This is a genomic window from Acidithrix sp. C25, assembly GCF_904848545.2.
The window spans coordinates 233,916-260,877 of the sequence record NZ_CAJHCI020000002.1 but is presented as its reverse complement, the minus strand read 5'-3'; the positions used below and the strand labels follow the sequence as shown (position 1 = coordinate 260,877).

Annotated in this window: 21 protein-coding genes; 11 read left to right on the top strand and 10 right to left on the bottom strand. The window is 47.7% G+C overall.

Annotated elements, in window-relative coordinates; translation table 11 throughout:
• Window positions 1-134 precede the first annotated feature (134 nt).
• From queA to ACIDITHRIX25_RS94375, 3 genes are all read left to right on the top strand, one after another.
• Window positions 135-1,196, top strand: coding sequence for a tRNA preQ1(34) S-adenosylmethionine ribosyltransferase-isomerase QueA (gene queA, locus ACIDITHRIX25_RS94385; protein ID WP_152626092.1), 1,062 nt, complete (start codon window positions 135-137; stop codon window positions 1,194-1,196).
• A 390-nt stretch (window positions 1,197-1,586) separates the two neighbouring features.
• Entirely contained in the window at window positions 1,587-2,591 is a 1,005-nt protein-coding gene (gene glnII / locus ACIDITHRIX25_RS94380; RefSeq protein WP_201733075.1) for a glutamine synthetase GlnII, read from the top strand.
• Between the two features lie 1,121 nt (window positions 2,592-3,712).
• Window positions 3,713-3,904: a hypothetical protein gene (locus ACIDITHRIX25_RS94375; protein ID WP_201733074.1), complete on the top strand. Its 192-nt coding sequence runs from the start codon at window positions 3,713-3,715 to the stop codon at window positions 3,902-3,904.
• 1,016 nt (window positions 3,905-4,920) lie between these two features.
• Here the strand turns inward: ACIDITHRIX25_RS94375 and ACIDITHRIX25_RS94370 are convergent.
• From ACIDITHRIX25_RS94370 to ACIDITHRIX25_RS94350, 5 genes are all read right to left on the bottom strand, one after another.
• Window positions 4,921-5,721: an ABC transporter ATP-binding protein gene (locus ACIDITHRIX25_RS94370; protein WP_200891286.1), complete on the bottom strand. Its 801-nt coding sequence runs from the start codon at window positions 5,719-5,721 to the stop codon at window positions 4,921-4,923.
• On the bottom strand, window positions 5,714-6,517 hold the full coding sequence (locus ACIDITHRIX25_RS94365; RefSeq protein WP_052606443.1) for an ABC transporter permease: 804 nt from the start codon (window positions 6,515-6,517) through the stop codon (window positions 5,714-5,716). The genes ACIDITHRIX25_RS94370 and ACIDITHRIX25_RS94365 overlap by 8 nt, the downstream gene beginning before the upstream one ends.
• Window positions 6,514-7,347: an ABC transporter permease gene (locus ACIDITHRIX25_RS94360; RefSeq protein WP_201733073.1), complete on the bottom strand. Its 834-nt coding sequence runs from the start codon at window positions 7,345-7,347 to the stop codon at window positions 6,514-6,516. Before ACIDITHRIX25_RS94360 ends, ACIDITHRIX25_RS94365 begins: the two co-directional genes overlap by 4 nt.
• Before the next feature lie 31 nt (window positions 7,348-7,378).
• Window positions 7,379-8,401, bottom strand: coding sequence for an ABC transporter substrate-binding protein (locus ACIDITHRIX25_RS94355; RefSeq protein WP_201733072.1), 1,023 nt, complete (start codon window positions 8,399-8,401; stop codon window positions 7,379-7,381).
• Window positions 8,402-8,553: 152 nt separating this feature from the next.
• Window positions 8,554-9,426 (bottom strand): fumarylacetoacetate hydrolase family protein, encoded by an 873-nt coding sequence (locus tag ACIDITHRIX25_RS94350; protein ID WP_052606440.1) that lies wholly within the window; start codon window positions 9,424-9,426, stop codon window positions 8,554-8,556.
• Window positions 9,427-9,732: 306 nt separating this feature from the next.
• Here ACIDITHRIX25_RS94350 and ACIDITHRIX25_RS94345 point away from each other — a divergent pair, with 306 nt between their 5' ends.
• The 5 genes from ACIDITHRIX25_RS94345 (at window position 9,733) to ACIDITHRIX25_RS94325 (ending at window position 13,996) form a co-directional block, all read left to right on the top strand.
• Entirely contained in the window at window positions 9,733-10,509 is a 777-nt protein-coding gene (locus tag ACIDITHRIX25_RS94345; protein ID WP_201733071.1) for an SDR family NAD(P)-dependent oxidoreductase, read from the top strand.
• Window positions 10,510-10,615: 106 nt separating this feature from the next.
• Window positions 10,616-11,431 (top strand): SDR family NAD(P)-dependent oxidoreductase, encoded by an 816-nt coding sequence (locus tag ACIDITHRIX25_RS94340; RefSeq protein WP_052606438.1) that lies wholly within the window; start codon window positions 10,616-10,618, stop codon window positions 11,429-11,431.
• Window positions 11,432-11,437: 6 nt separating this feature from the next.
• Complete coding sequence (locus ACIDITHRIX25_RS94335) at window positions 11,438-12,313, top strand: fumarylacetoacetate hydrolase family protein (RefSeq protein WP_052606448.1); 876 nt, start codon at window positions 11,438-11,440, stop codon at window positions 12,311-12,313.
• The gene (locus ACIDITHRIX25_RS94330; RefSeq protein ID WP_052606437.1) at window positions 12,310-12,879 is read left to right on the top strand and encodes a carboxymuconolactone decarboxylase family protein; all 570 of its coding nucleotides are present in this window, start codon (window positions 12,310-12,312) and stop codon (window positions 12,877-12,879) included. The genes ACIDITHRIX25_RS94335 and ACIDITHRIX25_RS94330 overlap by 4 nt, the downstream gene beginning before the upstream one ends.
• A gap of 262 nt (window positions 12,880-13,141) precedes the next feature.
• Window positions 13,142-13,996 (top strand): IclR family transcriptional regulator, encoded by an 855-nt coding sequence (locus ACIDITHRIX25_RS94325; RefSeq protein ID WP_201733070.1) that lies wholly within the window; start codon window positions 13,142-13,144, stop codon window positions 13,994-13,996.
• A 381-nt stretch (window positions 13,997-14,377) separates the two neighbouring features.
• On the opposite strand, the gene ACIDITHRIX25_RS94320 is transcribed toward ACIDITHRIX25_RS94325, so the two are convergent.
• The gene (locus ACIDITHRIX25_RS94320) at window positions 14,378-14,458 is read right to left on the bottom strand and encodes an SEC-C metal-binding domain-containing protein (protein ID WP_407071689.1); all 81 of its coding nucleotides are present in this window, start codon (window positions 14,456-14,458) and stop codon (window positions 14,378-14,380) included.
• A 318-nt stretch (window positions 14,459-14,776) separates the two neighbouring features.
• Window positions 14,777-15,952 carry an acyl-CoA dehydrogenase family protein gene (locus ACIDITHRIX25_RS94315; protein ID WP_249685728.1) on the bottom strand — a complete coding sequence of 392 codons (1,176 nt, stop codon included), beginning with the start codon at window positions 15,950-15,952 and terminating at the stop codon, window positions 14,777-14,779.
• Between the two features lie 680 nt (window positions 15,953-16,632).
• Here ACIDITHRIX25_RS94315 and ACIDITHRIX25_RS94310 point away from each other — a divergent pair.
• Window positions 16,633-18,090 (top strand): amidase, encoded by a 1,458-nt coding sequence (locus tag ACIDITHRIX25_RS94310; RefSeq protein WP_052606433.1) that lies wholly within the window; start codon window positions 16,633-16,635, stop codon window positions 18,088-18,090.
• Between the two features lie 257 nt (window positions 18,091-18,347).
• Here the strand turns inward: ACIDITHRIX25_RS94310 and valS are convergent, their stop codons facing one another.
• Window positions 18,348-20,993 carry a valine--tRNA ligase gene (gene valS / locus ACIDITHRIX25_RS94305; RefSeq protein WP_201733067.1) on the bottom strand — a complete coding sequence of 882 codons (2,646 nt, stop codon included), beginning with the start codon at window positions 20,991-20,993 and terminating at the stop codon, window positions 18,348-18,350.
• Between the two features lie 21 nt (window positions 20,994-21,014).
• On the opposite strand from valS, the gene cysS reads away from it, so the two are divergent.
• Window positions 21,015-22,382: a cysteine--tRNA ligase gene (cysS, locus tag ACIDITHRIX25_RS94300; RefSeq protein WP_201733066.1), complete on the top strand. Its 1,368-nt coding sequence runs from the start codon at window positions 21,015-21,017 to the stop codon at window positions 22,380-22,382.
• A gap of 376 nt (window positions 22,383-22,758) precedes the next feature.
• Here cysS and ACIDITHRIX25_RS94295 read toward each other — a convergent pair whose 3' ends face one another.
• Window positions 22,759-23,724 carry a methyl-accepting chemotaxis protein gene (locus tag ACIDITHRIX25_RS94295; RefSeq protein ID WP_283770423.1) on the bottom strand — a complete coding sequence of 322 codons (966 nt, stop codon included), beginning with the start codon at window positions 23,722-23,724 and terminating at the stop codon, window positions 22,759-22,761.
• Window positions 23,725-24,510: 786 nt separating this feature from the next.
• On the opposite strand from ACIDITHRIX25_RS94295, the gene ACIDITHRIX25_RS94290 reads away from it, so the two are divergent.
• A complete protein-coding gene (locus ACIDITHRIX25_RS94290) occupies window positions 24,511-25,725 on the top strand; it encodes an acyl-CoA dehydrogenase family protein (RefSeq protein WP_052606838.1) in 1,215 nt (404 codons plus the stop codon).
• A gap of 236 nt (window positions 25,726-25,961) precedes the next feature.
• Here ACIDITHRIX25_RS94290 and ACIDITHRIX25_RS94285 read toward each other — a convergent pair whose 3' ends face one another.
• Window positions 25,962-26,633, bottom strand: coding sequence for a TetR/AcrR family transcriptional regulator (locus tag ACIDITHRIX25_RS94285; RefSeq protein ID WP_052606837.1), 672 nt, complete (start codon window positions 26,631-26,633; stop codon window positions 25,962-25,964).
• Between the last annotated feature and the right edge of the window lie 329 nt (window positions 26,634-26,962).

Below are 26,962 nucleotides of genomic sequence, written 5' to 3'. Positions count from 1 at the left end.
TCGGGTTTGACTTCTTCTTCGCTAATTGCTTTTGGATTATGAATTTGTAATTCACTTTCAATTCGACGAGATTCCAATACCTAAGATGGTGTCGTTTTTAGAGGGTGGGTCTCATAGACTTTTTTCAGGTGTTTATGAATAATGATTCAAAGAATGTAGATCCGACTGCGGCTGTCGACGAAATGGCCCTCTTCGACTATGATTTGCCGCAATCTCTTATTGCCCAGAGCCCTATTGAACCTCGATCCTCTGCCCGGCTGCTCGATGCTTCTGGTGAGAAATTCGTAGATCGCCATGTCTATGACTTCCCCCTGCTTTTGAAAGAAGGCGACGTCGTTGTGGTCAATGACACTAAAGTCCTTCCAGCTCGGGTAACGCTTTTCAAAGAATCTGGTGGGGCGGTTGAGCTTCTCTTTTTAGAGGAGGTGGCGCCAAGATTCTGGTTGACCCTGGCCAATCCAAGCAGGAAACTCCTTTTTGGGGTCCCCCTTTGCGACAGGCAAGGTGTTGTTGTGGCTGTCGTAAAAGAAAGACGTGAGCGCGAAGGTGATGCCCCAGTTCGATTGATTGTAGAGGTCTTAGAGCCGGAATTGATCGAGAAAAGTGGCGAAGTTCCGTTGCCGCCTTATATCAAGGAGCCATTGAAAACTCCGGAGAGATATCAAACCGTCTATGCCAATCGAGGCTCTTCAGCGGCTGCTCCTACTGCTGGATTGCACTTTGATAACGATTTGCTTGAAGCTATTTCAAGGGCTGGCGCCTCTTTGGTTAAGGTAGAGCTATCCGTTGGACTGGACACTTTTCTTCCAATCAAGACAGAGCGAATTCGAGATCATAAAATCCACACCGAGAGCTATTCGGTTAGCAGCGAGGCTTGGGATCAAATACGATCGGCACCTAGGGTCATAGCAATTGGGACCACGGTTGTACGAACGATTGAGACTGTTGGTACGACTGGCCAACTCAGTGGGCGCACGTCGATCTTTATCCACCAGGGCTATCAATTTCTTGTTACCGATGTACTGCTGACGAACTTTCACATTCCAAGGTCGTCACTTCTGCTCCTCGTAGATGCTTTTGTGGGACCGCGATGGAGGGAGATCTACGAGCATGCAAAACAAGAGAGATATCGGTTTTTATCCTTCGGGGACGCGATGTTGCTAAAGCGTGCCAACTCGGATTCTCTAGAGCGATGATTCGATTTACGATCTAGCTTCCGATCTAGTCAAAGTTTAGAGAAACAAAAGAATTAACATTTTGGAAATTTATAGACGAAAATCTCTGTTTTCCTCCTTTTACTATGGTTGTGACCAATTCTTTTGCCACTACTGGATATGTATGGGTTTCGAAGTCGCAATGGCCTAGGCAATAGCGAGTACCATTCCCTGATGTATCTGGTTTTTATGCGGTGAAGACGTCATTTTTTGCGTTTACACTCCGTTCATATTTTAGAAAAATGTTCGAAACAAACGGCGTTGAAGATGGTTAGATGCAGGAAAACAGAGCTGTCTTCCTGTTTCAAGTATTTGGTCGCTGGGGCGTAAGATCATTCCGCGCCCCTTTGAGAGATGGAAGGCATGCTTAAAATGAGTTATCAGGCGGAGTACATTTGGATTGATGGTACCAAGCCATCACCTTTGATGCGCAACAAGACCCGAATTATTGCTGATGGCGTCGAGCCAGGGATTTGGGGATTTGATGGGTCGAGCACCAATCAGGCTCCTGGTAGCAACTCGGACTGCGTGTTGCAACCCGTATTGGTTTGTCCAGATCCAATTCGCGGTGGTGAGAACCTTTTGGTGCTCTGTGAAGTTCTTACGACGGACTTTGAGCCACATCCATCCAACACTAGAGCCGCTTGTTTGGCTGCGGCCGAGCTCTATGCCGACCAAGAGCCAATGTTTGGTATTGAGCAAGAGTACACCTTCTTTCAGTATGGACGCCCTCTTGGATGGCCAGAAAATGGATTCCCAGCACCACAAGGTCCTTACTACTGTGGTACTGGCGGAGAGAAAATTGTCGGTCGCGAGATCGTAGAAGAGCACACAGCCGCTTGTATCGATGCTGGATTGGCGATTGAGGGTACAAATGCTGAGGTAATGATGGGTCAATGGGAGTTTCAGATTGGCGTCTTAGCTCCTCCTGTAATTGGTGATCAAATCTGGATGGCGCGTTGGTTGTTGGCCAGAATTGCTGAAGATCATGGTGTAGTAGTTAGTTTTGACGCAAAGCCGATGGACGGAGATTGGAATGGGGCTGGAGCCCACACCAACTTCTCGACCAAGGCAACCCGTGAAAATTACGATGCGATCATCGCAGCATGTGAAGCTCTTGGGAAGAATGTAGATGAGCACATTTCCAACTACGGTGATGGAATCGAACGTCGTTTGACCGGTGCGCATGAAACAGCCCGCTATGACGTCTTTAGCTACGGACCATCCGATCGTGGAGCCTCGATTCGTATCCCATGGCACGTAGTAAAGGCTAAGAAGGGATATATCGAAGATCGTCGTCCAAATGCCAATGCCGACCCCTATGTTGTTTCGCGGTTGATCGTTGAAACCGTATGTGGTGCTGCTGCCCAGGATTAATTTTGACTACCATCAACCTCGAGGGATGGTTCTTGATGAAAAAATTAAAACTCTTTGTCTAGGTCTCTGATCTACAAGCCGGTGGTGAAAACTAGTTTTCACCACCGGCTGTTTTTGTAGATGTAGGAGGGTCTTTAGCTTTGGTGACGCATCCTCTTTTTTCAATGCCGCCTGGAAAGCTAAATGAGCTAGTAGATGGGATCACTATTGGTTAAGTAGGTAAGCTGATTTGGTTTATTGAATCTAGACCGAACTTTCGTCGTTTGTCATAATTCAAATAGGTTCTAGTTCTTCTAAAAGGCGATAGCAATCATACTGGAACGCTAAAGATGAGTTATAGAACTTAGCCCTGCGAGGTCTCCTCTTTGGAGCGGACCTCGCAGGGCTATAGCAATTGCGGTACGGTGAGGTAGCCAAAGAGCGTTCTCTAAAGTGGTACTAAAGAAGCTAGCGCAAAGACTATTTCAAGCATGGGTTGGCTAGACGAGCGAGAACGAACCATCTTCATTAACCACGACAAGTATCTCGAAAGCGAATTGGATTATGTCGAAACCGAGCGCTGGACACCCCCTGAGCCAACTTTTAGACTAATTTCAGTCGAGCCTTTGACGGTCGATAGATAAAGCCACCTCTTAGCTATACTGTTACAGCAATAAACGCTCGGGTTGGGAGTTACCGCAATCCTCCTTTCCACCATCTTGTAGTCTTCTTTGACCTTCTCATTGAGTGCGGGACTATTCCGCGACTTGCGACTTCGAGTGACTGTTAACTCCGAAGTGTCACCTTGCCCCCAAATGGGGCTATAGGTTCGTTGGCCTCAGCCATTTTTTTAGATCCGAGGCCTTGCTATCGAGCTGCTATAAATATGGCTGATACGATCCCGTGTTAAAGAAATTATAGACAAGGCATCTTTTGAGTATCTGGGTCCCAGACCATTTGTAAAGCTACTCGATACGTCTTTTTGATGCGGAAAGTCATTTTGATAAAGTCGTTCTAAGGCGTCATCTATTTCGTTCGCGGCTACTTATGGAGCTCAGAGGCTAAGTAACAAGTCCGTACTCGCAACTGCAACAATGTCTGACTTACAACTTGGAGAATACCTTCGCACAAAAGGTCTCTTGATGAAGGAGCTGAACGACTGGAGAATCTCCTGTTCAAAGGCGAATGACAAGACTGGTGAAGCGGTATCCAAATACAGATCGGCACTAGCAAGTGAGAAGGTCAATATAAAGAAGCTCAAGTCAGTGACTTTTCTTTTATCTTTGGACCATCTCGCCGGGATCTTTGGACCACCTGATTCTTTACCTGATTAATTCGCTTCGGCGTCTTAAAAAAGCGGATACCAAAGGAGGAAAGAACATAAATGAGTTCAAAGAAATGGACGGTGGATATGAAAGATATCTGTAATTTATTGGCACTTGCGGCCAAGGGTAGTTAGAGCAAAGACTAAGTCAAATATGGGTTGGCTAGACGAGTGAGAACGAACCATCTTCATCAACCACGACAAGTATCTCGAAAGCGAATTGGATAACGTCGAAACCGAGGGACGGATACCTCCTGAGTCAACATTTAGACTAATGTCAGTCTAGCCTTTGGCAATCGATAGATAAAGCTTTCTTTTAGTCATAGTGGCACACCAGTTGACTCTCTGGTTAGGAGTTACTGCTTCCTTTTTGGTACCATCTTTGTCGTCTTCTTTGACATTCTCATTGAGTGTCTGACTATTTACAGCCTACGGCCACTATTAATGTTCCTGCGATTCGATACTAGATGTCTTGTTTTCTTCGGAATTATTTGTAGATATACCCCGTATTATCGATCTAGATAGTTATCGTCGTTTCTTTGATTACGGACAACTCACATGGTAGCTAGTGCAACGGTTCAGTGTGGTCATCCTGGATACCGCGTAATTTGATATCACCTTGAGGCAATTGAGACCTTTGCAGTTGCTTTGTAAGCTGTTTTCAGAGCTGTTCTCGGATGAGGGTTTTGCCAAGTTGTATTCTGGCTGAACTCCGAATCGCCTACAAAGCGACTTCATAAAATGAACTTTGAGTATTCCACAGCTTGTGACTTCGAGTGACAGTTAATTCCGAAGTGTCGCTCTGCCCCCAATGGGGCTAACGGTTCGTTGGCTGTAGCCATTTTTTAGAGCCGAAAATTAAACCATCGAGGTGCGATAAATATGGTCGAAGCGATCCGTGTTAAAGAAATGATAGAATCTGCGGTGTTATAAATTTGATAAAGATGTTTGAACGACCCTTATGACAGGTATGACTGATTCCCTCGGTGAAGTACGTTGTTATGAGTTCTCCTAAGGAATCTCACTTCAGATTAGCTCTTTGCCCTGGACGCTTTGACGCCCAGCTTCTTCCACTTTTTCGAGGACTTCGGCAGCCAGTTCTACGAAGCGTTTGCTCTGTTTTGTCTCGAAATGTGAGCGAGGACGTTCTAGATCTATTTTGATCTCAGCCAAAACGGTTGACGGTCTTGCTGAAAGCACCAATACTCGATCGCTCAAGTAAACCGCCTCTCCGACATCGTGGGTGACCATGAGGGCTGAGAAGGTCGAACTATCCCATAGCTTTTGAACCACATCCTCTAAGTGGTTTCGGGTCAACGCATCCACCGAGGCAAAGGGCTCGTCCATCATTAATATCTGTGGATCTGAAACCATAGCACGAGCTAGTGCCGCCCTTTGTTGCATGCCGCCAGATAGTTCCCATGGATAGCGAGTTTCAAAGCCACTCAATCCCACTTGCGCTAGGGCTTTTGTGACTCGCTCCGACCGCTCATGACTCGAACAATCACGGGCTCCCATTGCCACATTTTTAAAAATGCTAAGCCACGGAAATAGACTTTTGTTGTACTCTTGAAAGACGATCGCGAGGCCTTTGGGAACCTCGGTAACTGGCATTTGATTAAATACCACCGTGCCGCCATTTGGCGGGCGTAGACCAGATGCCGCACGTAAAAGTGTAGTTTTGCCGCTGCCGGATGGCCCAACGATACTCACAAACTCGTGTGGAGCTAGTTCTAGACTTACATCGCGGGTAATCTCGTTCAAGGATCCATCGCGACTTTGAATCGATACTCGAAGGTTTCGAATACTTAAAATTGAATTAGACATCGAACGAGCCTCCTAAGGTGCCTCTTTGCCATGACAGTAATCGGCGTTCAAATGATAAAAATAGTGTGTCGAAGATCCACCCGAGGCACCCCAGTACGATCACTCCACCGTAGGATCCTTTGATGTTGAAAGACTGTTGCGCGTTGGCAATGAAATAACCGATTCCGGATCCACCTCCTAGCATTTCGGCAACGACCATTACGGCAAGTGAGACGCTTAGGGCTATACGAAGGCCGGCGAATATTTGTGGGCTAGCCGCGGGAAGAACAACCCTCCAAAATAGAGTTCTACCTCGGAGTCCGTAAGTCGTGGCTGTATCGATCATGGTGGGTTCTATCGTTGAGGTCCCATTGGCCGTATTGATCAAGATCGGCCAAATAGCCGCAGAGACGATAGTAGCCACTACCATCCGACCGTTGATCCCGAAGATTACAATTGCGATAGGCACCAAAAGAGGAGTGGGTAGAGACCGCATAAAATCCACTACTGCAGAGGTCCAGTCTCTGACCACCTCATAATGGCCTATGATCATTCCTGCTGTTATGCCTATGATTACACTGATTAGAAAGCCGACCGCGGTACGTTCTAGCGAAGGAATTATGTCCACCCTCAGGGCTGAACTAGTTACAACTTTCCAAGCAGCGACCAATGATGCAATAAAGGTTGGAAACACGCTGGTGTGAAGGGTCACGGCCAGCAATTGCCAGAGGGCAGCCACAATGACCAAACCGAGCCATCCCACCGCTAGACGAGAGAGTTTTCTCTGTCTTGTTTGGTTTTGCTTTCTAGATATCATGCGTTGGTTCTAATTCCTTGAGTTCTCCAGGGGATAAATCGATCGATTATCCAGGCGAAGAGTCTGCTAATTCCCCAACCGAGTAGACCTCCCATGATGATTCCCCCAAACATCACCGAGGGTTCATTACCTTGTTGAGCTAGGAGAATGAACTCGCCCAGCCCTCCGGTTCCTCCGACGAGTTCGACTGACACCGTGACCACTAAGGCGAGGCTGATTGCTACTTGGATACCACTTGCGATCATCGGGCTAGCTGATGGCAGAACCACTCGATAGAGGAGGTTGAGTTTTTTTAGTCCTAATACCGCCGCTGTTTCGAGGACGGTGTTATCTACCTGACGAACACCCACTCTCGTGTTTATGAATACAGGCCAAAAAGCCGCGAAGGAGACCAATCCTGCGGTCATTCTAACTCCGAGTCCTGCAATTAGAATTGCGATTGGAATGAGCGCGAGTGAGGGCAGCGGTCGCATCATTCTCACGATCGTCTCCGTGGCGGCATCGGCGATTTGCGAACGTCCAACCAAAGTGCCTATTAGGATCCCGGCAACTACGGCAACTGATATACCTAGAGCCCAAGCTTCTAGTGTTGCAACCAATGCTGTGGCAAGGGCTGTCATATGAGATGTAATGCCACCCAAAGTTGCCAGTGGTGTAACTAGCGCGTTACTATTTACGGCTCCAGTTGCACTTGATAACTCCCAAAGCGCCAGCGCGACCAAGATGCCGCCAATTTGACGAACTGTGCGACGCTGACGAGGCGTAAGGCGCGCTCGAGGAAGCTCAAGAGGCCTTTCGCTTTGATCAGGCGCAAACCGCACTTGATTCACACTGTCCTCCAAGTCCAATCCCTATTCAGCGTCATTTGTTTGCTCCCGACCAGACCAGTTGGCTATTGGAGACGTTCGATGTAATCCAACCAAGCTTTTTCATCAGTTGCTCTTGCCCTTGAACGCTGCTTGAAGTGATGGTCGAACTCCAAACCGGCAGCTTCATATTATTGGCAACCGTGCTTGGGATGCTCGAATAGGTTGGAATTATAGCGCGAGCGGCGCTTGGGTTCTCGGCCGCATAGTTGAGCGACTGGTTTATCGCGGTTACGAATCGCTTTACTACTCCTGGATTTGAAGATATCTCTGCCGCACTTGTGAAGTAACCCGAGACGAGCATCCCCGGTTGCTCGCCTTCGAATAGCGGTGAAAGTAGTTTTCCTCCATGGGCGGCTATCGATGCCACGAAGGGCTCTACCTCGGTTACCGCTTGGACTTGCCCAGCGGCCAGCGCTGATACCATTGTCGGAAATGACAGGACTACGACATGTACTGAGGATGGATTTACACCATTTTTGAGGAGGACGCTATCTAGGGCTAGTTCATTTTCACCCTGTAGAGCATTTGACGCTATTGTTTTGCCCGCCAGACCGGCTATTGAAGTAATGCCACTATTTGCATTTACCAAGATGCCAGACCATGCATTGGTGGAGTTGGAAGCCGCGAAGTCTCCGGCAGCCACGAACCTTAACGCTATTCCGTGTGCGTTTGCGAGAATTAGATTCGCCGTAGCGCCGTATCCAAATTGCAGTGATCCACCTACTACGGCTGAGGCTACAGCGGCTCCGCCTTGTAAAGCATGAGGGACCACAGTTAGTTTTTGTTTGGCAAAGAATCCTTCCTTGATTCCGATATATAGGGGTGCCACGTCTGCTATAGGGAGGACTCCCACATTAATGGTTGCCGGTGCAATGGTTGTGCTTGTCTTCGCGGATGCGCTTGTGGTATTTGTAGATGACGTTGAACTTCCACAAGCAGCCGCAATTAGGCCAAAGGTTGCGAGCGAGGAAGCAGCTGTTATAGAGCGGCGGTTGATGTTTTTGAATATTTTCACTTTCTAGATCCCCCATTGATTGTTTTGACAGCTATACATTAGGTAGTACGAAGTAGCGGTGATTTCTTTTATTGGACCAAGCGATGCTGGTGATTCGATGGTTCAATAAAATATAAAAATACGGTGCGTTTTTGAGGCGCTCGGGTGGTGGGCTACATCCATATATCCGCTGGTGGCGGTTCTTGGCCATATTTTTGCATCCACGAGATGATCGGAGATCGAAGAACTCCGAGTTTTTCGATCTCCGCTTCGACTATATCGCCGGGTTGTAGATAGTTTGAGAAGGGATCGTCGGTACTAGCGGCCACACCGGCGATTGTTCCAGTAGAGATTAGATCCCCCGGACTATAGATCTGTGGTGAGTGGTATGCGACCAACTGAGCGATTGAGACCGACATATGAGAAGTGTTTGACTTTTGTCTAACTTGACCGTTGACTCGAAGCTCCATATCAAGGTCGTGAGGATCGCCTACCTCGTCTGGGGTGACGATCCATGGACCAATCGGGCAAAAAGTATCGATTGCCTTTGAGAATGAAAAGACGCCAGATTTCATTTCGCGCCGTTGAATATCTCTTGCTGTGATGTCGTTGAAGATCATGTAACCGGCAATGTGGTCTAGGGCCTGTTCGGCTGAGAAGAACTTGCCACCCTTGCCAATGACCATCACCATCTCTAGTTCGTAATCGAGTTCGTTTGTCAGTTGACTTGGGTAGACCACTGGCTCGTCGGGACCAATAATTGCGTCTACATTCTGGAAGAAGACGATTCCTTTATTGACAGGATGGGACCAGTTAACACGCTCTAGGTCCTGATGATGCTCTATGAAGTTTCCGGCGGTGTGAAAGAATTTTTTTGGTACGATTGGTGCGCGGAGGCGCACGCTCGAAAGTGGGAGTCTTTCTCCGGTCTCTCGAACGGCGCTGTCGCGTTCGAAATATTCACGCATGGATGAACAGTCCAACTCTACAACGGTCTCCCCATCTAACTTACCGACTCTCCCGGAATCAAATGTAACTAGTTTCATTCCGCCCCTCCTTGATAGTTTTATACAGTGAAAGTCACTTTTACTTATTCAAACAATACCAGTCATACTTTTGGCTGTCAAGTAGTTTTCCTAGCAACTATTGGTATTTGGAACTATGGCCTTTGCGTTCGGAGCGCTCGGTGTTTATCAATGCTTACAATTCAAGCCTCTGGCTAATTCTCCGGTTTGCTCGTCGGGAAAATTTTAATTCTTAATCATCCCGACTTTAGTTGACAACTTCGATCGAACGTGTAATAATGAAAGTCACTTTTACTATATGAAACTCAGAACGAAAGAGGATCCTCTATGAACGGTGAAATCGAGCCAGAGACTTCGTCATCTTGGCTTGGACTGGATGGTCGAGGAGTATTGATTGCTGGGGCCGGAGGTATTGGGTCGGCCTGTGCTAAGGCGTTCATAGGTGGCGGCGCAAGGATTGTTTTAGTGGATCAAGACCAAGCCAGACTGGAGGCGACGACGAAGGAGATCCATGGTCCCTGTAAGGCGATCGTCGCTGATTTATCGGTGGCTACTAGTGCTCGAATGGCAGTCAAACAGGCCACTGAAGTTTTGGGCGAGATCGATATATTCATTCATTGCGTAGGAATTAACCAAAGAAAGCCGGTTTTGGATGTTAGCGAGGATGATTGGACCAAAGTCCTAAGGATCAATTTAGATAGCGCTTTTTGGCTTGCACAGTCTGTTGGTAGGTCGATGGTGGAGCGGGGTTTCGGGAGAATCATCATTCTTTCATCGGTTTCGGGACTTCTAGCACACCCCGACCATGCTCCCTATGCAGCAAGCAAAGGGGCGATAAACCAGATGATGAGGGTAATGGCGCGGGAATGGGCTCCATTTGGGGTGACTGTAAATGCGATTGCACCGGGTTACACAGAGACGGATCTTACCATGGATTATCTTGAGCGAGATGGTAATAGGGCCAAGCTCCAAAAGATGGTTCCAGCTGGAAGGTTGGGGACGACTCAGGAGCTAACTGGACCAGCACTCTTTTTAGCGTCGCCACACTCGTCGTTTATTACGGGTCACGTACTTTATGTGGATGGTGGAAGGACACTGGTATGAGTAGTCGTCTTTTGCGACTAGACGCGGCATTATTTTCACTAGAGTTTCCACTCCAGCGTCCCGGGTGGAGAGATTTTAGTGAACTGGAGATTTACAAGGAGTTTTGATGAATATTGATCAACGGGCGCAAAGTCTCAGCTTCCCACAAGCGATCTACCCTCGTTTTAGTAAAAAGTGGGTGATGGTGACAGGGGCTGGAACGGGCTTTGGAGCAACGTTAGCTCAGCGAGCAGCCGCCGAGGGTGCAAATGTAGTTATTCACTTTAACTCCTCTGGCGCAGGCGCAAAGAGGACACTAGAGGCGGTAGAGAAATATGGAAGAAAAGCGTTTCTGATTCAGTCAGATCTCCGAAATTGGAATCAGACTAAGGAGATGTGTGCCGAAGTTTGGGAGCGGACCGGTGGCTTGGATGTCCTAGTCAACAATGTTGGTGACATTGCGACTGATCAGATGTCTTGGAGAGATATTACCGAAGACGTCGTAGATCGGGTGTTGGCGGTTGACATTAAAGGCACGTTACTGATGATTTCGGAAAATGGGCAAAGAATGCTAGAGCGAGGTCGAGGCTCTATCGTCAATATCGCTTCAACTGTGGTGGTCCGTGGAAGCCCTCGGGCGCCTCAATATGCTGCCGGAAAGTATGGCATCATCGGTCTTACAAAGTCTTATGCGGCTGCCTTTGCACCAACGGTGCGTGTAAATGCATTTGGACCGGGATTTATGGAGACTGAATCGACCATTACTAGGGAAGATTGGAATAACGGGCGGCGTGAGAGGGTGCTATCTCAGACCCCTATGGGTAGAGTTCCACTGCCTGAGGAGCTGGCTGCGGCAGCTTTATGGCTCGCCACCGACGACGCGAGTCACATGACGGGCAACTTTATTATGTGCGATGGCGGCTATTCGATGATTGGGGCATAGTTGGAGATGGGTCGACATGTCAGATTAGCAAATCTTTCAGGTAGAGCAACTTTGCTTTTTGATCAGGGCTACAGCGATGTAGCAACGTTGAGCAAGGGTCGCTTTAGCTCCGATCCTCAGAACTTGTTTGAGGTTTGGCGGGACTTTGAAGAATGGATGGATCAAGCTCAACCTCAGAAAGATGGCTCGCCGGAAATCTCCCTTCTGGGAACGCCCACGCCACGTCCTGGCCAGATCTTTGCTATTGGCCTAAATTATCGAAGTCATGCTAATGAGGCGGGTTACGACCGAAGTGGTCTTCCGCAAGTCTTTACGAAGTTCCCTAGCTCCATAGCTGGACCATATACCAAAGTGCAAGTGGTCACTCCTCGTCTCGATTGGGAGATAGAACTTGTGGTTGTGATGGCACGCAATGGACGGCGGATCAAAGAGGAGGACGCCTGGTCTTATGTCGCGGGGTTGATGGTTGGCCAAGATCTATCGGCTAGAGATGTGCAACTCAGTGGTTCTTCTCCACAGTGGAGTTTGGGAAAGTCATTTGAACATTTCGGTCCAGTGGGGCCATCTATTACCTTAGCGTCAAAGCTACTAAATCGCGATGATCTCATTCTCGAAGGTCGATTGAACCAAGTACTAGTTCAGCGGGCAAGAAGTTCGGAGATGATTTGGTCGGTATCAGAGTTGATCGGCCGTCTTTCGAGCGTCTGTGAATTAAGAGCCGGTGACTTGATTTTCACAGGTACACCATCAGGGGTGGGAAACCGCATGGACCCACCTAGGTATCTAAAGGCAGGAGATAGGCTTTCGAGCACGATAGGTGATTTAGGTGAGATCGTGTCAGACTTTGTGGAACCCACCGAAGCTAGGGAGGGAGCTGGATGAGCCAACGAGGCGGTAGTCGTATTGCTAAATTTACGCGAGAGGTTTTAGATCCAGATCAGCAAGCACTTTACGACGAGATAGCATTTGGGGTGCGATCCAAGGGGATTCAGCGTTTTCCTCTTTTAGATATAGATGGAGCACTAGAGGGGCCCTTTAATGCGATGCTATTGGCACCTAAGGTAGGAGCTGCCCTTTCGCAGGTTGGCTCAGCGATTCGTTACTCTACTAGCCTCTCAGATAGAGTTCGTGAGGCAGCAATTTTGATGGTGGCAGCCAGGTGGGACTGTGACTTTGAGCGCCGTTCGCATGAGCCCATTGCTGTTGATGTTGGTCTCACCTCGGAAGATATTGCCGCGATCTTTTCAGGTGGCCTTCCTGCGGCTGAGACACAGGCGGAGGCTACAGCCTTTAGAATCGGTGCTTTACTCGTGGGCGAAGGCGATTTGGACGATGATGACTTTGAGCAATGCCTAATTGACCTCGGTGAGAGGGCAATCTTTGAACTTTCGAGTCTGATTGGTTATTATCAGACTCTCGCGCTTCAACTTCGAATTTTCAGAGTATGACTGTGACCCCCATCTTGTGATCGGTCCTTTTGGATTGACCAAAGATAGATGGCAATCTGTGAACTAGATGCTTTAAGGGTAGGTTTGAGTTAAGCCGGAGGCTAAAAATTAATTTCTAAGGGATGAGGTAGCATTTATTCGAACGAAATAGATATGGTGGATCTTATTGGTTCAATATCAATTTGATTATGATGGCAAACTCGAGAATCGTAATCGTATTCTAGGAATCGATTTCTGATTCCCCAAGCAGTAAAGCGCAGTAATGGAGCACTCGACGATACCAGAAGAAAATGACAAATATAAGATCGATGATTCTAAAGTTGATGGCACCAAGTCACAGCCACGTTCCTATCGCGTTGAAGCCCTTGCTAAGGGGTTGCGACTCCTTTCGTTTTTTACTGCGGAGACACCGACCCTTCGTGTCAAGGAACTAGTGGAATTAAGCGGGATTCCCATGCCCACCACATTTCGGCTTGTTGCGACCCTAGAAGAAGAGGGTTACCTTGAACGAACGATAGATGGTCAGGTCCGGCCAGGGACTAGTGTCCTGGCGCTCGGTTTCGCAGCGGTGCAGGGTATGGACCTTGTGCAGACTTCCGATCCCAACATGCGAGATTTACACGCTAGGACTGCTGAAACGGTCAATCTCGGGGTGTTATATAGTGATCAGGTGCTCTTTGTTGCGCGGATACCACGGCGTGACGGGGTTCTTTCGGATGCCATTCGGGTTGGTTCGACGGTGCCTGCGGTCTTTAGTTCAATTGGCAAAGTTATTTTGGCCGGCATGTCAGAGGATGAACTTCATAGAACCATCTCGCAGACCTCTTTTGCTGGTCGTTGGGGACCCAATGCTGTTAGAACGATGGACGAGCTTCTTGAGCAGCTTTCATCGGCTCGAAGCGATGGCTACCTTCTCCAGCAAGAGTCGGCAATTCCGGGATTGTCTTCTATTGCAGCGCCGATACGTCAGAGCGGAAAGGGTATAGTTGCTGCGATCAATGTAGCGGTTCCCACTGCAGAATATACTCGCAAGAAGTTGCTTGATAAGATACTTGAGCCCCTTCTTGTGGCTTCAAGGGAGATTACTTTGCGACTTGGAGGAAGTATTCAATATTGAATGGTCTAAGAGATGACGCCTTTAAATTGCGCTATTTCGAGATTTGAATGTCATTGAACTGTCGCTGTTACGGATTCTATTTTGGAGTCGATAGACATTAACGAATAGATCGACCTCGGTGAAATGATTGAAGCTTTGAAAGGCGAACAATTGGGGACCGGATAGGATTGGGCGAAGTTTGCGATAGCCCGTGCTGTTTTTGTTCTGGAATTTGCATCTTATGAGCGGCTTTTAACTTTGAACGCAGGTTTTCATTCAAACTCTTGCGAAGCATGAGGGCGAAGTCGCCGATTGCGATTCGGATAACGAGACGATTTTCTTTGTCCGCTATGGACCTTGGTTCGTTAGCTGTCGTTGATCGCAGTATTCACTAGTTCTTGGCTAGTTAATTCTCCTAGAGGCGCAGCACCCCTTGAACTTCTTGCCACTTCCACAGGAACACAAATCGTTTCTTTTGGCCATTTTGAAGGTGGTTCTTAGCCCTATTTCCCGTTCGCCGAGGTTCTCGATGTGTAGGTGCACGGGTTTCGATTTCCGCTTTAGCTTTACCATTTCGCGGTATTAAGGCAGGATATGGCTATAGTAGGACAGATATAGCCTCCACGGAGGTAATTGAGGCCGACTTGACCCTTTTAGGTGGCTGTGGTGAACCGATCCTTGGGATAAGCCGGCCTCGTGTTCCTCTGATTCTTGCCCCGTAAACTTGATTAATATTCTATACCCCTAGGTGCCAACTCTATTGTCCCCTAGGGTTTGCGGCTATCTCCGTAGTGTTGTATTTTACCTAAATGCACCTAGTCCAGTTAGGGCTTCACCCACAACTAGAGTATGCATTTCGTTGGTACCTTCATAGGTAAAGACCGATTCGAGATTGCATAAGTGGCGCATAACTGGATACTCTAAGGTAATCCCGTTTGCGCCAAGTATGCTGCGGCAATCTCGTGCGATAGCAAGAGCTTCCCGAGCATTGTTTAGCTTTCCTAGGCTAACTTGTTCGCTAGTGGCAAGTCCCTGATCTTTTAATCTACCGACATGGATGGCAAGGAGCATTCCTTTGCCGAGTTCTAGTGTCATGTCGGCATACTTCTTCTGTGTGAGTTGGAAGCCTGCTATCGGTTTGTCGAATTGATCTCGCTCTAAACCGTAGGTTATGGCACTCTCTAGGCAGTCGCGAGCCGCTCCTAATGCACCAAAGAGGATTCCAAAGCGGGCTTCATTCAAACACGTTAGGGGGCCTCTCAGACTGGATACCTCCGGTAATACCGCGCTTGCTGGAAGGCGCAGATTGTCGAATACCAATTCAGAGGTGACGGAAGCCCTTAATGAGAGTTTTTTGTGGATAAGATTTGCGCTAAATCCAGGTGTGTCTGTTGGGACTACAAATCCTCGCACGCCATCATCCGTGCGTGCCCATACGACAGCAACTTTAGCAACCGATCCATTGGTGATCCACATCTTCGATCCATTGAGGATCCAATCTCCGCCGTCTCTTTTGGCATTAGTTCGCATTCCAGATGGGTTTGATCCAAAGTCGGCTTCGGTCAGACCAAAGCAACCGATGATATCGCCGGCAGCCATGCCCGGAAGCCATTGATCCTTTTGTTCGGTCGATCCAAAGGCGTGTATGGCTTTCATGGCGAGCGAGCCTTGAACGCTGACTAACGATCTAAGGCCCGAATCGCCTGCCTCTAATTCAGTGCAGGCAAGACCGTATGAAACCGCGCTAGTTCCAGCGCAACCCCATCCGTCGAGATGCATCCCGAGAACGCCGAGTTCGCCGAGTTCTTTTGCTAACTCGGCGACTGGAAGCTCTCCGGATTCATACCAATCAGCGACTTCTGGTTTGATTCGTTTTTCGACGTATTTTCGGACGGTGTCACGTATCGCGATCTCTTCGGCTGAGAGCATCGAATCTATATTGAATAGATCAAGCGGTTTGATTGGGGTTTTAACCATTTTTGTCCTTCCGATCATTACATGACTTTATGGTTCACGCTGACCAACTTAATTTTCGATCTGCAAGGTCGAAGAGTTCTAGTGAGCTATAGGAGATTGAACTCTGAGTGTTCGTCACCAAGCCCTCCCTTCAAAGAATACACCATCAACCAGAGGTCTAAATTGTCATTTTGTTTCAATTGCCAACTCGATATTTGTTGATATTTTCAAAATTGCTAGAACTCTAGGAAAAATGTCAATTCTTATATTCGCATCTCAATGTTGTGTTGTAGTGCGAGTTACGCATTGCCTACCGATCCAAGGTGCTATTGTAGCGCCTGTAATCTTTTTGTGAGGCGACAGTCGTCCTTGATTCTCAGTCAAATTTGCAACCTCGAATCCTTCGAGTGAAGGTTTTCATTATTAATTGCAATGTTATCAAAAGGGCCGCGCGAGCGGATGGGATTTTGCTTGTGATAAATGATCAGATTTGGCACCATGGGCGTTTATTGTTATTGAGTTTGATCTGGGCAATGTCGCTTTATTTGAGTCTTTAATCTTTTAAATGACCGTGGTTACCGTAGGTCCAGATTTTCCATCCGACTTTGGGTCCAAGAGTTTTTGGCCTTTTGTCAGTTAGTGGTTTATGTCATACTTGGCCATGGTTTTAGCGTTAACCTAATTCCTAGGGATAGAAAAGATTGGACTATGAAGTGATCGATCGAGATTTGTCAAAGTTGGATGCTTGTGGTTTGGCCGAACTCATTCGACTCAAGAAGGTCTCTCCTCTTGAGGCCGTTGATTCCGCTATCGAGGCGGCAGAGGAACTGAATCCTAAGTTGAATGCCATCATCCATCCAAGGTATGAAAAGGCTAGAGCCGAGGCCAAAGGGCAATTGGCGGACGGTCCATTTAGAGGTGTTCCGATTGTACTGAAAGATCTAGGAGCACCGATGGCGGGGGAGCCGTACTATGGTGGTACGACATTTTTGAAGGTGATTGACTTTCGCCCAACGAGTAATTCTTATCTCACCCAGTCATTTTTAGATGCAGGCTTTAACGTAATAGGTCGGACCAACTGTCCCGAGATGGGGACCACGATTACGACTGAGCCACTCTCATATGGCCCCAGTCGCAATCCTTGGAATTTGAATCACTCCACCGGCGGTTCTTCAGGTGGGTCTGCGGCGGCGGTTGCTGCTGGCATAGTTTCCGTGGCGCACGGTAATGACGGTGGAGGATCGATTAGAATCCCGTCGAGTGCTTGTGGGCTCTTCGGATTTAAACCCAGCCGCGGCCGTGTTTCACAAGGTCCCGAGGCCTCCGACTCCTGGGCGGGTGCGGCCATAGATCACGTTCTCACCCGGTCGGTGCGAGACTCAGCTTCCATTCTCGATCTTATCTCGGGTTACCGGCTAGGTGATCCTTATGTGGCTCCGGTCCATGAATCGAGTTTTGCAGATCAGGTTAACAAAGATCCTGGTCGGTTACGTATAGGCTTTGTAACACAGCCTCTTATGGAGGGTTACTTCAGTGATTTGGAATGTGTTCAAAGCGTTTTGGATGCAGCGAAACTCTGTGAATCGCTCGGTCATGAAGTGGTTTCGGCTTACCCCAAAGCACTAGAAGACCCGGCGTATTCGTTTACCTTTGTCACCATGGTAGCTTCATGGGTGGCAAGCGACGTTCTTGCGTGGTCGAATCTTTTGGGTCGGACCATCGATCCATCTGAGTTGGAAGCGGACAATGCACTCTTTTGTCAGGTGGGTATGTCTACGACGGCGCCACAATATCTCAATGCCATTGCATGGCTGAGTGACTATAGACGACGGATCGCCAGTTTCTGGGAGGTTGAGGGTTTTGATATTTTGATTACTCCGACGTTGCCGAAGCTTCCGCCAGAGATTGGATACCTTTGCGAGCCAGGGGTCAGCCAATCCCGGGTACTTGAATATATCCAATTTACTGGGCAGTTTAACGTTGCTGGAAATCCAGCAGCTTCGATTCCGTTTGCCACTTCAACTTCTGGATTGCCGATCGGTGTTCAACTTGTGGGCGCATATGGAAGAGAAGGAACGCTCCTTCGTCTGTGTGGTCAATTTGAGGAAGCGATTCAGTGGATGGATAGGTATCCCTCGGTACATGCCTCAAATGGGTGAGTCTATCCACCAAGCTATTTTCGCATCTATATTGCTTCATACCTGGTCGATACGCTCAGGGGTTTAATGCGAGTGATAGGAGTTGATGAGTTCAACGGATCAGATAGGAGATCTAACAGGTAACAGTCGACCAGGTGAAAAAGGAAGTTACAAAAGGGAGATGGACGACGGGTACTACTTAACCGGTCCTCTCCCTTTTGTCTATGTTGTTTTTTTTGTCTATGTTTTTTATCAATCCACAGAAGGAAGAACTTTATCTAGCGTGGAGCTAGCTCTATCTCAACTTCGAGGTCTGCCTGGTCTTCGTTGTTGACAAGGTTGATTTGATTCGTTACCAATGCCACCATGAGGTCATTTTTGGCTAATTCGAAATTTCTAATGATGCTAGAGCTTCCAACTATCTTGAGTTTTGAAACTGGAGATTTCATTGAGGTCTTAGCTTCGCTTTTGGCTCTTCTAACCTTGGATAGTACTTGGTAAATCGCCGAGGTCTCAATTTGATTGGCTTCGCCGGTCTTTAGAGTTGCTTCAGGAGAGGTCAGCTTCCCTAGGTAGGCCTTAGCTGTGTCCATTATTGTGAGATCGTTCGGCCAATCTTGGCTATGGACTGATCCCGACTCAAACCAAGACCAAACTTCCTCTGTTGCAAATGGTAGATAAGGCGCCAAAAGGCGAAGTGAGGTATTGATTACGGCGAGCGCAGTTATTCGTGCGGATAGAGTCTGCGAAGTTGTAAAGGTAACCCCTTGTTCGGATGTGCCATATGCTCGTATCTTTATCAGCTCCAAATAATTGTCACAGAACGACCAAAAGAAAGTCTCGGTTGCTTCAAGGCCGCGAGTGTGGTTCAGGGAATCTAGAGACTTTGTCGCATTTGCGACAACGCCTTCTAGATCTCTGATAACTGCTTCGTCAATCGGGGATAGCTCAACTTCGCTAACACCTTGAACGTCTAATTCACTAGCTGCGATAGCGAGTGCGAATTTTGAGGCGTTGAGAACCTTTATCGCCAAGCGACGACCGATCTTCATTGAATTTTCATCTGCTGCAGTATCGACACCAGGTCGCCCATTTGCAGCCCAGTACCTAAGCGCATCAGCTCCGTGCTTTTCGATCAAAGGCATAGGTGTTACAACATTGCCCTTTGATTTCGACATCTTTTTGCGGTCGGGGTCGAGAACAAATCCAGAGATTACTGTATTTTTCCACGGTAGACGATCTTCGCTGAGATAAGAGCGAAGAATTGTATAAAAGAGCCAGGTTCGGATGATATCTTGCCCCTGGGGCCGAAGATCCATGGGAAACAGTCTTTTGAAAAGGTCGCTATTTTCTTCCCAGCCACTTGCTATCTGTGGGGTCAACGAAGAGGTTGCCCACGTATCCATTACGTCATAGTCCCCAATAAAGCCACCTTTTTCCCCACGTTGTCCCGGGTCGTATCCAGAAGGTGTATCTTGAAATGGATCGATAGGGAGTTCATCTTCTTCTGGGAGAATGGGCGAAAGGCGATCAATTTGGCCCTCGTCGTCAATTGGGTACCATACCGGGATCGGAATCCCGAAATAGCGCTGCCGAGAGATGTTCCAATCCGAGGCTAGGCCATTCACCCAGTTGTCATAGCGAACCTTCATGTACGGCGGATTCCAATGTAGTTCTTTGCCGAGTTCGAGCAATCGCTCTTTATGGGCAAGGGTACGTATATACCACTGCCATGAGGTTACAACTTCGAGAGGTTTGTCACCTTTCTCAAAGTATTTAACGCTGTGTCGGACCTTTTTTGGCTGATCATGAAAGAACCCATGTACTTCTAGGGTTTTGGCTATCGTGGTTCGCGCTGTTTTAGTGGTCTTTCCTTCAATCTCGCTATAAAAGGCGTTGGCACTGTTTGGATTTTTGCTCGGGAAGCGTTCGTCGCTGAAGTCGATCGAGGCTAGGCGACCCCTGCGGTCAATGGTCGGCCGTAGTGCTAGATTCAGCTCTTTCCACCAGAGTACATCTGTCAAATCTCCAAAAGTGCAGATCATTGCGATCCCTGATCCCTTATCGATCTCAGCAAGGGGGTGCGCCAGAATTGGAACTTCGACTTCGAATAGTGGGGTGATGGCGAATTTTCCAAACAAGCTCTGGTATCTAGGATCCTTAGGATTGGCTACTAGGGCGACACAGGAAGCTAAAAGCTCGGGTCGTGTAGTTTGTATCTCCACTTGGTCGCTGGTTCCAGCCAACGAGAAGTTGATCGAGTAAAAGAGCCCATCTTCTTCCTTGTCCTCAAGCTCTGCTTGGGAGACTGCACTTTGGAAGTCAACGTCCCAGAGGGTTGGGGATTCTCCATGGTAGAGAGCCCCTTCTTTGAAGAGGCGAATAAAGCTGAGTTGGGATACCCTTTGCGCACGTTGGCCGATGGTGGTGTAGGTCTTGGACCAATCTACCGAAAGCCCGAGAGTGCGCCACAGCTTTTCAAAGGCCTGCTCGTCCTCTTGGGTGAGTTTTTGACAGGCATTTACAAAGTTTGTGCGTGAAATTGGGAGAGGTTTTGCATTCGCATCAGTGGGCGGTGTCGGTACGAATGTCGGGACATAGGAGATGGAAGGGTCACATGCTATCCCATAGTAGTTTTGGACTCTTCTCTCGGTGGGTAGGCCATTGTCATCCCAACCCATTGGGTAGAAGACGTTATGGCCGGTCATTCTTTTAAACCTTGCAATGATGTCAGTATGGGTATACGAGAGAACATGTCCGGCGTGTAATGAACCTGAGACCGTGGGTGGCGGAGTATCGATCGAGAAGATTGGAGAGGTTGTATCATCTTCTCTAAAGGTGAAAACTCCGCTTTTTTCCCAATTTTTGCTCCATTTTTCCTCAATGCCATCGAGAGTTGGCTTTTCGGGGACTGAAAACGTCATCGCTGCCTTTACCATACCTTTGTGATTCACTTACACAATAGTGCAACAGGTCAAATTGAAGAGCTACGACCGGCCGTCGACGGCATCATTAAGATGTATGTTTGCGGGCCGACAGTCTACGATGTGCCCCATTTGGGACACGGTCGTTTTGTGCTCGTTTATGATATTCTACGCCGTTACCTTGAGTATCAAGGCCACGGCGTAATACACGTTTCCAATATAACTGACGTCGACGATAAGATTCTCGCGCGAGCCGACTCTGAGAATCGCCAGCCATCTCAGGTAGCTGGCGAGTACGAGAAGGTTTGGTGGAAGGTCTTGGATGACCTAAATGTCCTAAGACCTACCCACGTTCCGCATGCTACCGCTTACATCCAAGAGATGATCACCTTTATATCTGAGTTGATAGAGATAGGTGCGGCATACATAGGTGGCGATGGAGTTTACTTTGAGGTGTCGCGTATTGAGAGCTATGGACTTTTGGCCCATCAATCTTTGGAGTCCATGCGTTCAGGTGCTCGAGTGGAGCCCAATCCGAACAAGCGGTCGCCAATCGACTTTGCACTGTGGAAGAATACTCCAAATGCCGAGTGGGCTTGGGAGTCGCCCTTTGGCAGAGGAAGGCCGGGTTGGCATACTGAATGTGTCGTAATGGCACAGGATCTGCTTGGTTCATCCTTTGATATTCATGGTGGGGGAGCTGACCTAGCCTTTCCACACCATGAAAACGAACGCGCACAAGCTTTGGCTTTAGGTAGTTCTTTTGCAGACAAGTGGGTTCACAACGGGTTTATTGTGGTTGGCGATGAGAAGATGTCAAAGTCGCTTTCAAATTTTGTAAGCTTACCCGAGTTGATTGGTGAGGACGATCCTCGAGCCTTTCGTCTTTTGGTCCTTCAGTCACACTATCGTTCTCCTTTGGAGGTGAACTCCACCTTGATTGGCGATGCTGCCCGGGCCTTAGAGCGAATTGACAATGCGCTAGTGCGATTTGATCGCCATTACGACGCATCTATTTCGCATGTGCAAGCAGATTCGGAGATTCTTGAATCTTTTGGGCAAGCTATGGATAACGATATGGATACGCCGCTAGCCATCTCGATTCTCTTCCAGGGAATTACCTCGATGAATGTTTCCTTTGACAATGGTGACCTGACAAAGGCCATAGCAATCGCAAAGGCGATAGAGATCGTCGTTAGGGTCTTTGGACTTGGGGTAACCAGGAGTGAGCTTGTTCTTCCTGATGCTGTGGTTGAGCTCTTTCTGGAGCGCGAGGGGGCTAGGCAAAGGAAAGATTTCGCGGCTTCGGATCGATTGCGTGATCGCCTTTTGGAATTGGGTTATGGGATCGAAGATACCAAGGAAGGTGGCCAGATACGAAAGCTTTAGGTCGTGGGCCAAGTTGGTTGATTCTACTTCTAAATAGCGGTTCCTTGGCCGTTAGAAGTCACAACCCTTCTAGCTCCTTAACCCAAGTAAAACCCCAATGGTGACAGTCGCGGGTTCGTGGTGCTAAGTGTACGTGCAATAAAATCTATGAGTCCATTTTTTGGTAGTTGCGCCATTGAAATGGTAACTACTTTTGAAGCCATAGGTGCTTTATAGATTTGCAGCGCCACGAGGTCTCTCGTTTGGTCGGTTTTGTTGAGCTTTTGTCAGTAATGTTTTGTCATAAGGTTCCACTGGGTGTTTAGAGCCTTCAATGAGAAGGCACCCCGATCACAAGGAGAGGTAACTAGTGATCGGGGTGCCGCGGAATGTTTTTTTAGTTGGCTTCTGAGGTCACTCGGACGTAATTTTCTAGTTCGCTAGCTGCAACGCCTACACCTTGAAACTCCGATAGGACTTGTTGGGTCGAGGCTTGAGATGAGATCACAATCTCGGTGGTGTCGTTGTTGCTAAGCGATAGCCGCGATGCAGTCTCGCTTATCGTCTTTAGCTGTGTTTGAATTTCATGAGTCGCATTATCAACCTTTGATGCCAAAGTTCTAACTTCATTCGCTACGACCGCAAAGCCCAATCCTTGATCGCCAGCTCGAGCGGCCTCGATCGATGCATTTAGAGATAGAAGTTTTGTTTGGCTAGATATCTCCCTGATAGTCCCCACAACTTTGTCGATTTGGTCTGTCTGGACAACAAGTTGATCTACCAGGGCCGTATTAGTGGCTGCATCAACTACCAGCTTCTCAGCTCCGCCAGATACCTCTTCAGCACAGGTGATACCTTCAGTGGCTCGTTGCGATAGATTTATTGCCATATCTTGCAGAACTGAGAGTGCCCTTTTGGTCTCTAATTCTCGTTGGGTAATGTCTGTTGCTACTTTTATGACGCCAATTATTGTGCCATCTAGATCAACAACGGGCATGTAGGTAGCTTCGAGGTAGATGGTTGATCCAGATTTAGTTACCCGTTCGATCTTGTCAGAGAAGAAAATTCCATCATTTAGGCGCCGCCACAGTTCCTTGTAGTCACTTGAAGAGGCGAAATGTCGCGTGCATAGTTCACTATGATGACGGCCGATTAGGTCTGATATCTCATAATTGACAGCATTGGCGAATAGTCGATTTACCCATAGAACATTGCCTCTCGTATCAAAGGCGATCATGGCCATATGTTTTTCCAACGCCGCGAGAGCCACCTCGGGACTAAATACACTTCCTAGCGAACTAGAAGTGGCGCCGCCTTTACTTTGCAGAAAAGGTTCCCTCGTGGGGACTTCAGTTAAAGACACCCCGTCTCCTCTCGAATTTTCCTAATGTAAAGATGCCAGCTCGTTTTGAAGCTCGATAGTATTTATTTTTAGACCAAAAATAAGCATTTCTCTTGAGCTTTCTTCGAGCAAAATAATTTTGGTTAGGCAAATCTACTTTGTATCATTTCGTCAATTCGACGGCATTTTATTATAGATATTTTCGAGATTTGAATAATTATTTTCAGAAGAGGGCTCAACGTGATAAATATGACTCCTATTCTGATCTTTAACAGCTGACTCGCGATAGTCGCGGATTCAAATCTACCTTCGCGACTATGGTTCGATCCAAGCCTCAGCTCTGGGGCAATACGGCGCAGACAGATAACAACGACCATCACGTGGGAACTTTCTGTGGGCCCTTTTTTAGGTATTCTTAAAATAAGGGGGTGTGGCGCTGGCCTTTATGTATGGGTGATCGTTTGGTGATGGGTCCTAAGCGACAAATGCGCTCAATCCAAAACTGGTGGGCAAAGCAAGATTCGAATGATGGATGCAGTTCGTCAGATCTTTTTTTTGGAGATTTTCGATGCGTCAATTTGACTGCTTTTTAGCCAATCTTTAGTGGACAATAATTTGAATCGGCTTCTCTGTGGTGAATTGTTGGTTTTGGAGTCCGCTTTATTTGCTTGGATGATCGTAGATTTTTTCGTTTTAAAAGCTGCGCTGTTGACAATCGGAGATTTTTATTCTTCGAGTGGCTTGACGATGTTACTTAGTGGTAACATAGTAAGTGGATTTATAGATACTTTATGTTGTGAGGTCTAAATGGGCGATTTTTCCCTAAAACTAAATGAAGACCAGATTTCGATTCAGAAATGGGTCCATGATTTTGCCGAAAATGTTATTCGACCGGCTGCCCAGGAGTGGGATGAGCGCGAGGAGACTCCGTGGCCCATCATTCAAGAGGCGGCTAATGCTGGATTGTACTCTTTTGATTTTTTGGCGACATGTTATGGAGACAAGACGGGGCTGATGCTTGCGTTGGTAAACGAGGAGATGTCCTGGGGTGATGCCGGAATTGCTCTAGCGATCTTTGGGTCTACATTGGGTGTGGCTGGGATCATGGCCAATGGCACGCCAGAACAGATAGGCGAATGGGTTCCGCAGTGTTTTGGGACTCCGGAAAAGCCACAACTGGCCGCTTTTGCGGTTACCGAGCCAGACGCAGGTTCTGATGTATCGTCGCTTCGAACACGTGCAACCTACAACGAAGCCAACGACACCTGGACCGTAAACGGTACCAAGACTTGGATTACCAACGGAGGCATAGCTGATATTCATGTAGTTGTGGCTACTGTAGATCCAACTCTTGGCTCTCGAGGCCAGGCTTCTTTTGTAATACCACCGAAAACTCCAGGTCTTTCGATGGGTCAGAAATTTAAAAAGATGGGAATTCGAGCTTCACATACGGCTGAAGTTATCCTCGATAATGTCACGATTCCCTCGTCGATGCTACTTGGAGGAAAAGAGAAACTTGACGAGCGTCTCGCTCGAGCACGTGAAGGTAAGAGATCTTCTTCCCAGGCGGCAATGGCTACTTTTGAGGCATCCAGGCCAATGGTGGGTGCACAAGCGGTGGGAATTGCCCGAGCTGCCTATGAGTACTCGCTCGATTACGCCAAGGAACGCAAGCAATTTGGTAAGGCGATCATTGAGAATCAAGGTATCGCCTTTAAGCTCGCAGATATGGCTATGCGAGTGGAGGCCTCTCGTCTATTGGTTTGGAGAGCTGCAAATATGGCAGCGACACATGTTCCCTTTACTAAAGGTGAGGGATCAATGTCCAAACTCTATGCGGGTGAGACAGCCGTTTGGGTTACTGAACAGGCTATTCAAATCTTAGGCGGTTATGGTTACGTTAGAGAGTACCCAGTTGAGCGCTGGCACCGAGATTCGAAGATCTATACGATCTTTGAGGGTACAAGTGAGATTCAGCGGCTGATAATTTCAAGAGCAATTTCGGGTGTAACCATCCGCTAGGCCTCGCTCTTCTAGAGTATCTGCAATGGCTCCGCTGTTGTGGAGATTTTAGGTGTGAACCTGAGGTTTCTTTCGCGCTAGGACTGCTTTTTTCTTTGTCTTTGCAATTAGGAAAAATAATCGATAATTCGCGCCGCTCATCTTGGCTCTTTGTAGTTATGAGCGGCGCGTAATATTTAAGGTTTACCATATGGCGACCGTGATCTTTGGTGGGGAAATTTAACTATTGAGTGCTTTTAGCTGTCATTCCCTGGCTCTCGCTGGATACCCCTTAGTCCAGCCCAGGCAAGTTCTGCCACTCGCGTAGCCCACATTGGTCCATTGGTATCAGTAAATGAAGTTACGCCGGGGTCACTTGTCTCAATCTCACGAAGCCATCGCCGCACTGTTCCTTCGGCTAGCGAGATAACTCCAAGCGCTAGGAAGCGACGGTGAGCCTCAGAGATGTCTGCATCTATCTGGCTGGTGACGAGGTCTGATATTTCATTTTCAATTCTAGATATTTCCATTTGAAATTCGACATCTAGACGCTGGCCTGAGCCGAAGAGTAGCTCGTATCCGGCTCTGTTATCATGAGCGAACTGAAAGTAACTCATATACCCACGCGACACTCGCTCGTGTACCGTCTTAGCGCCGGTGGTAGCGTCTCTAATAACATTGCAGAGTTCTATGCCGACAAGATTTAAAAGCTCAAGATATAGTGCGCGTTTTGAGGCAAAGTGTTGGTAGATAACGGGTTTCGTTATTCCAGCTGAGGTTGCGATCTCTTGCATCGATGTCGCATGAAAGCCCTTTTGCGAAAAGTGCCATAGGGCGTGTTTTAGAAGCAGTCGCTTTCTTTGGTCTCCAGGCAACCTTAATTGTCGCTCTGAATTCTGATCTACAACTTCATGGATCTTAGATTCCAAATGGACCTTCTAGTTGGTTGGGGATGATTGAAAATACATACCTTCTATATAAATTACCATGCGGTAGCTTAGCGCCTTCAATTTGAGTCAAGGATCCTTGGGCTGAGATCGTGCTTTTGATAAATTGTAAGATGTCTGAAATAAACGTCACTGTGATTAGTTGATTTAAAGCTTGCTTTTGTTGCTTGATGAACAATTGCTTGGGATATTCCGGCGGTTGACTACTATTTTAATCCACAAATGACATGGGACTACTGGAGCTAGAGAAATGATGATGACGGTCGATTCCGTGGTCCAAGAGCGACGTTTTTTTTGCGAGCTCCCTTAGT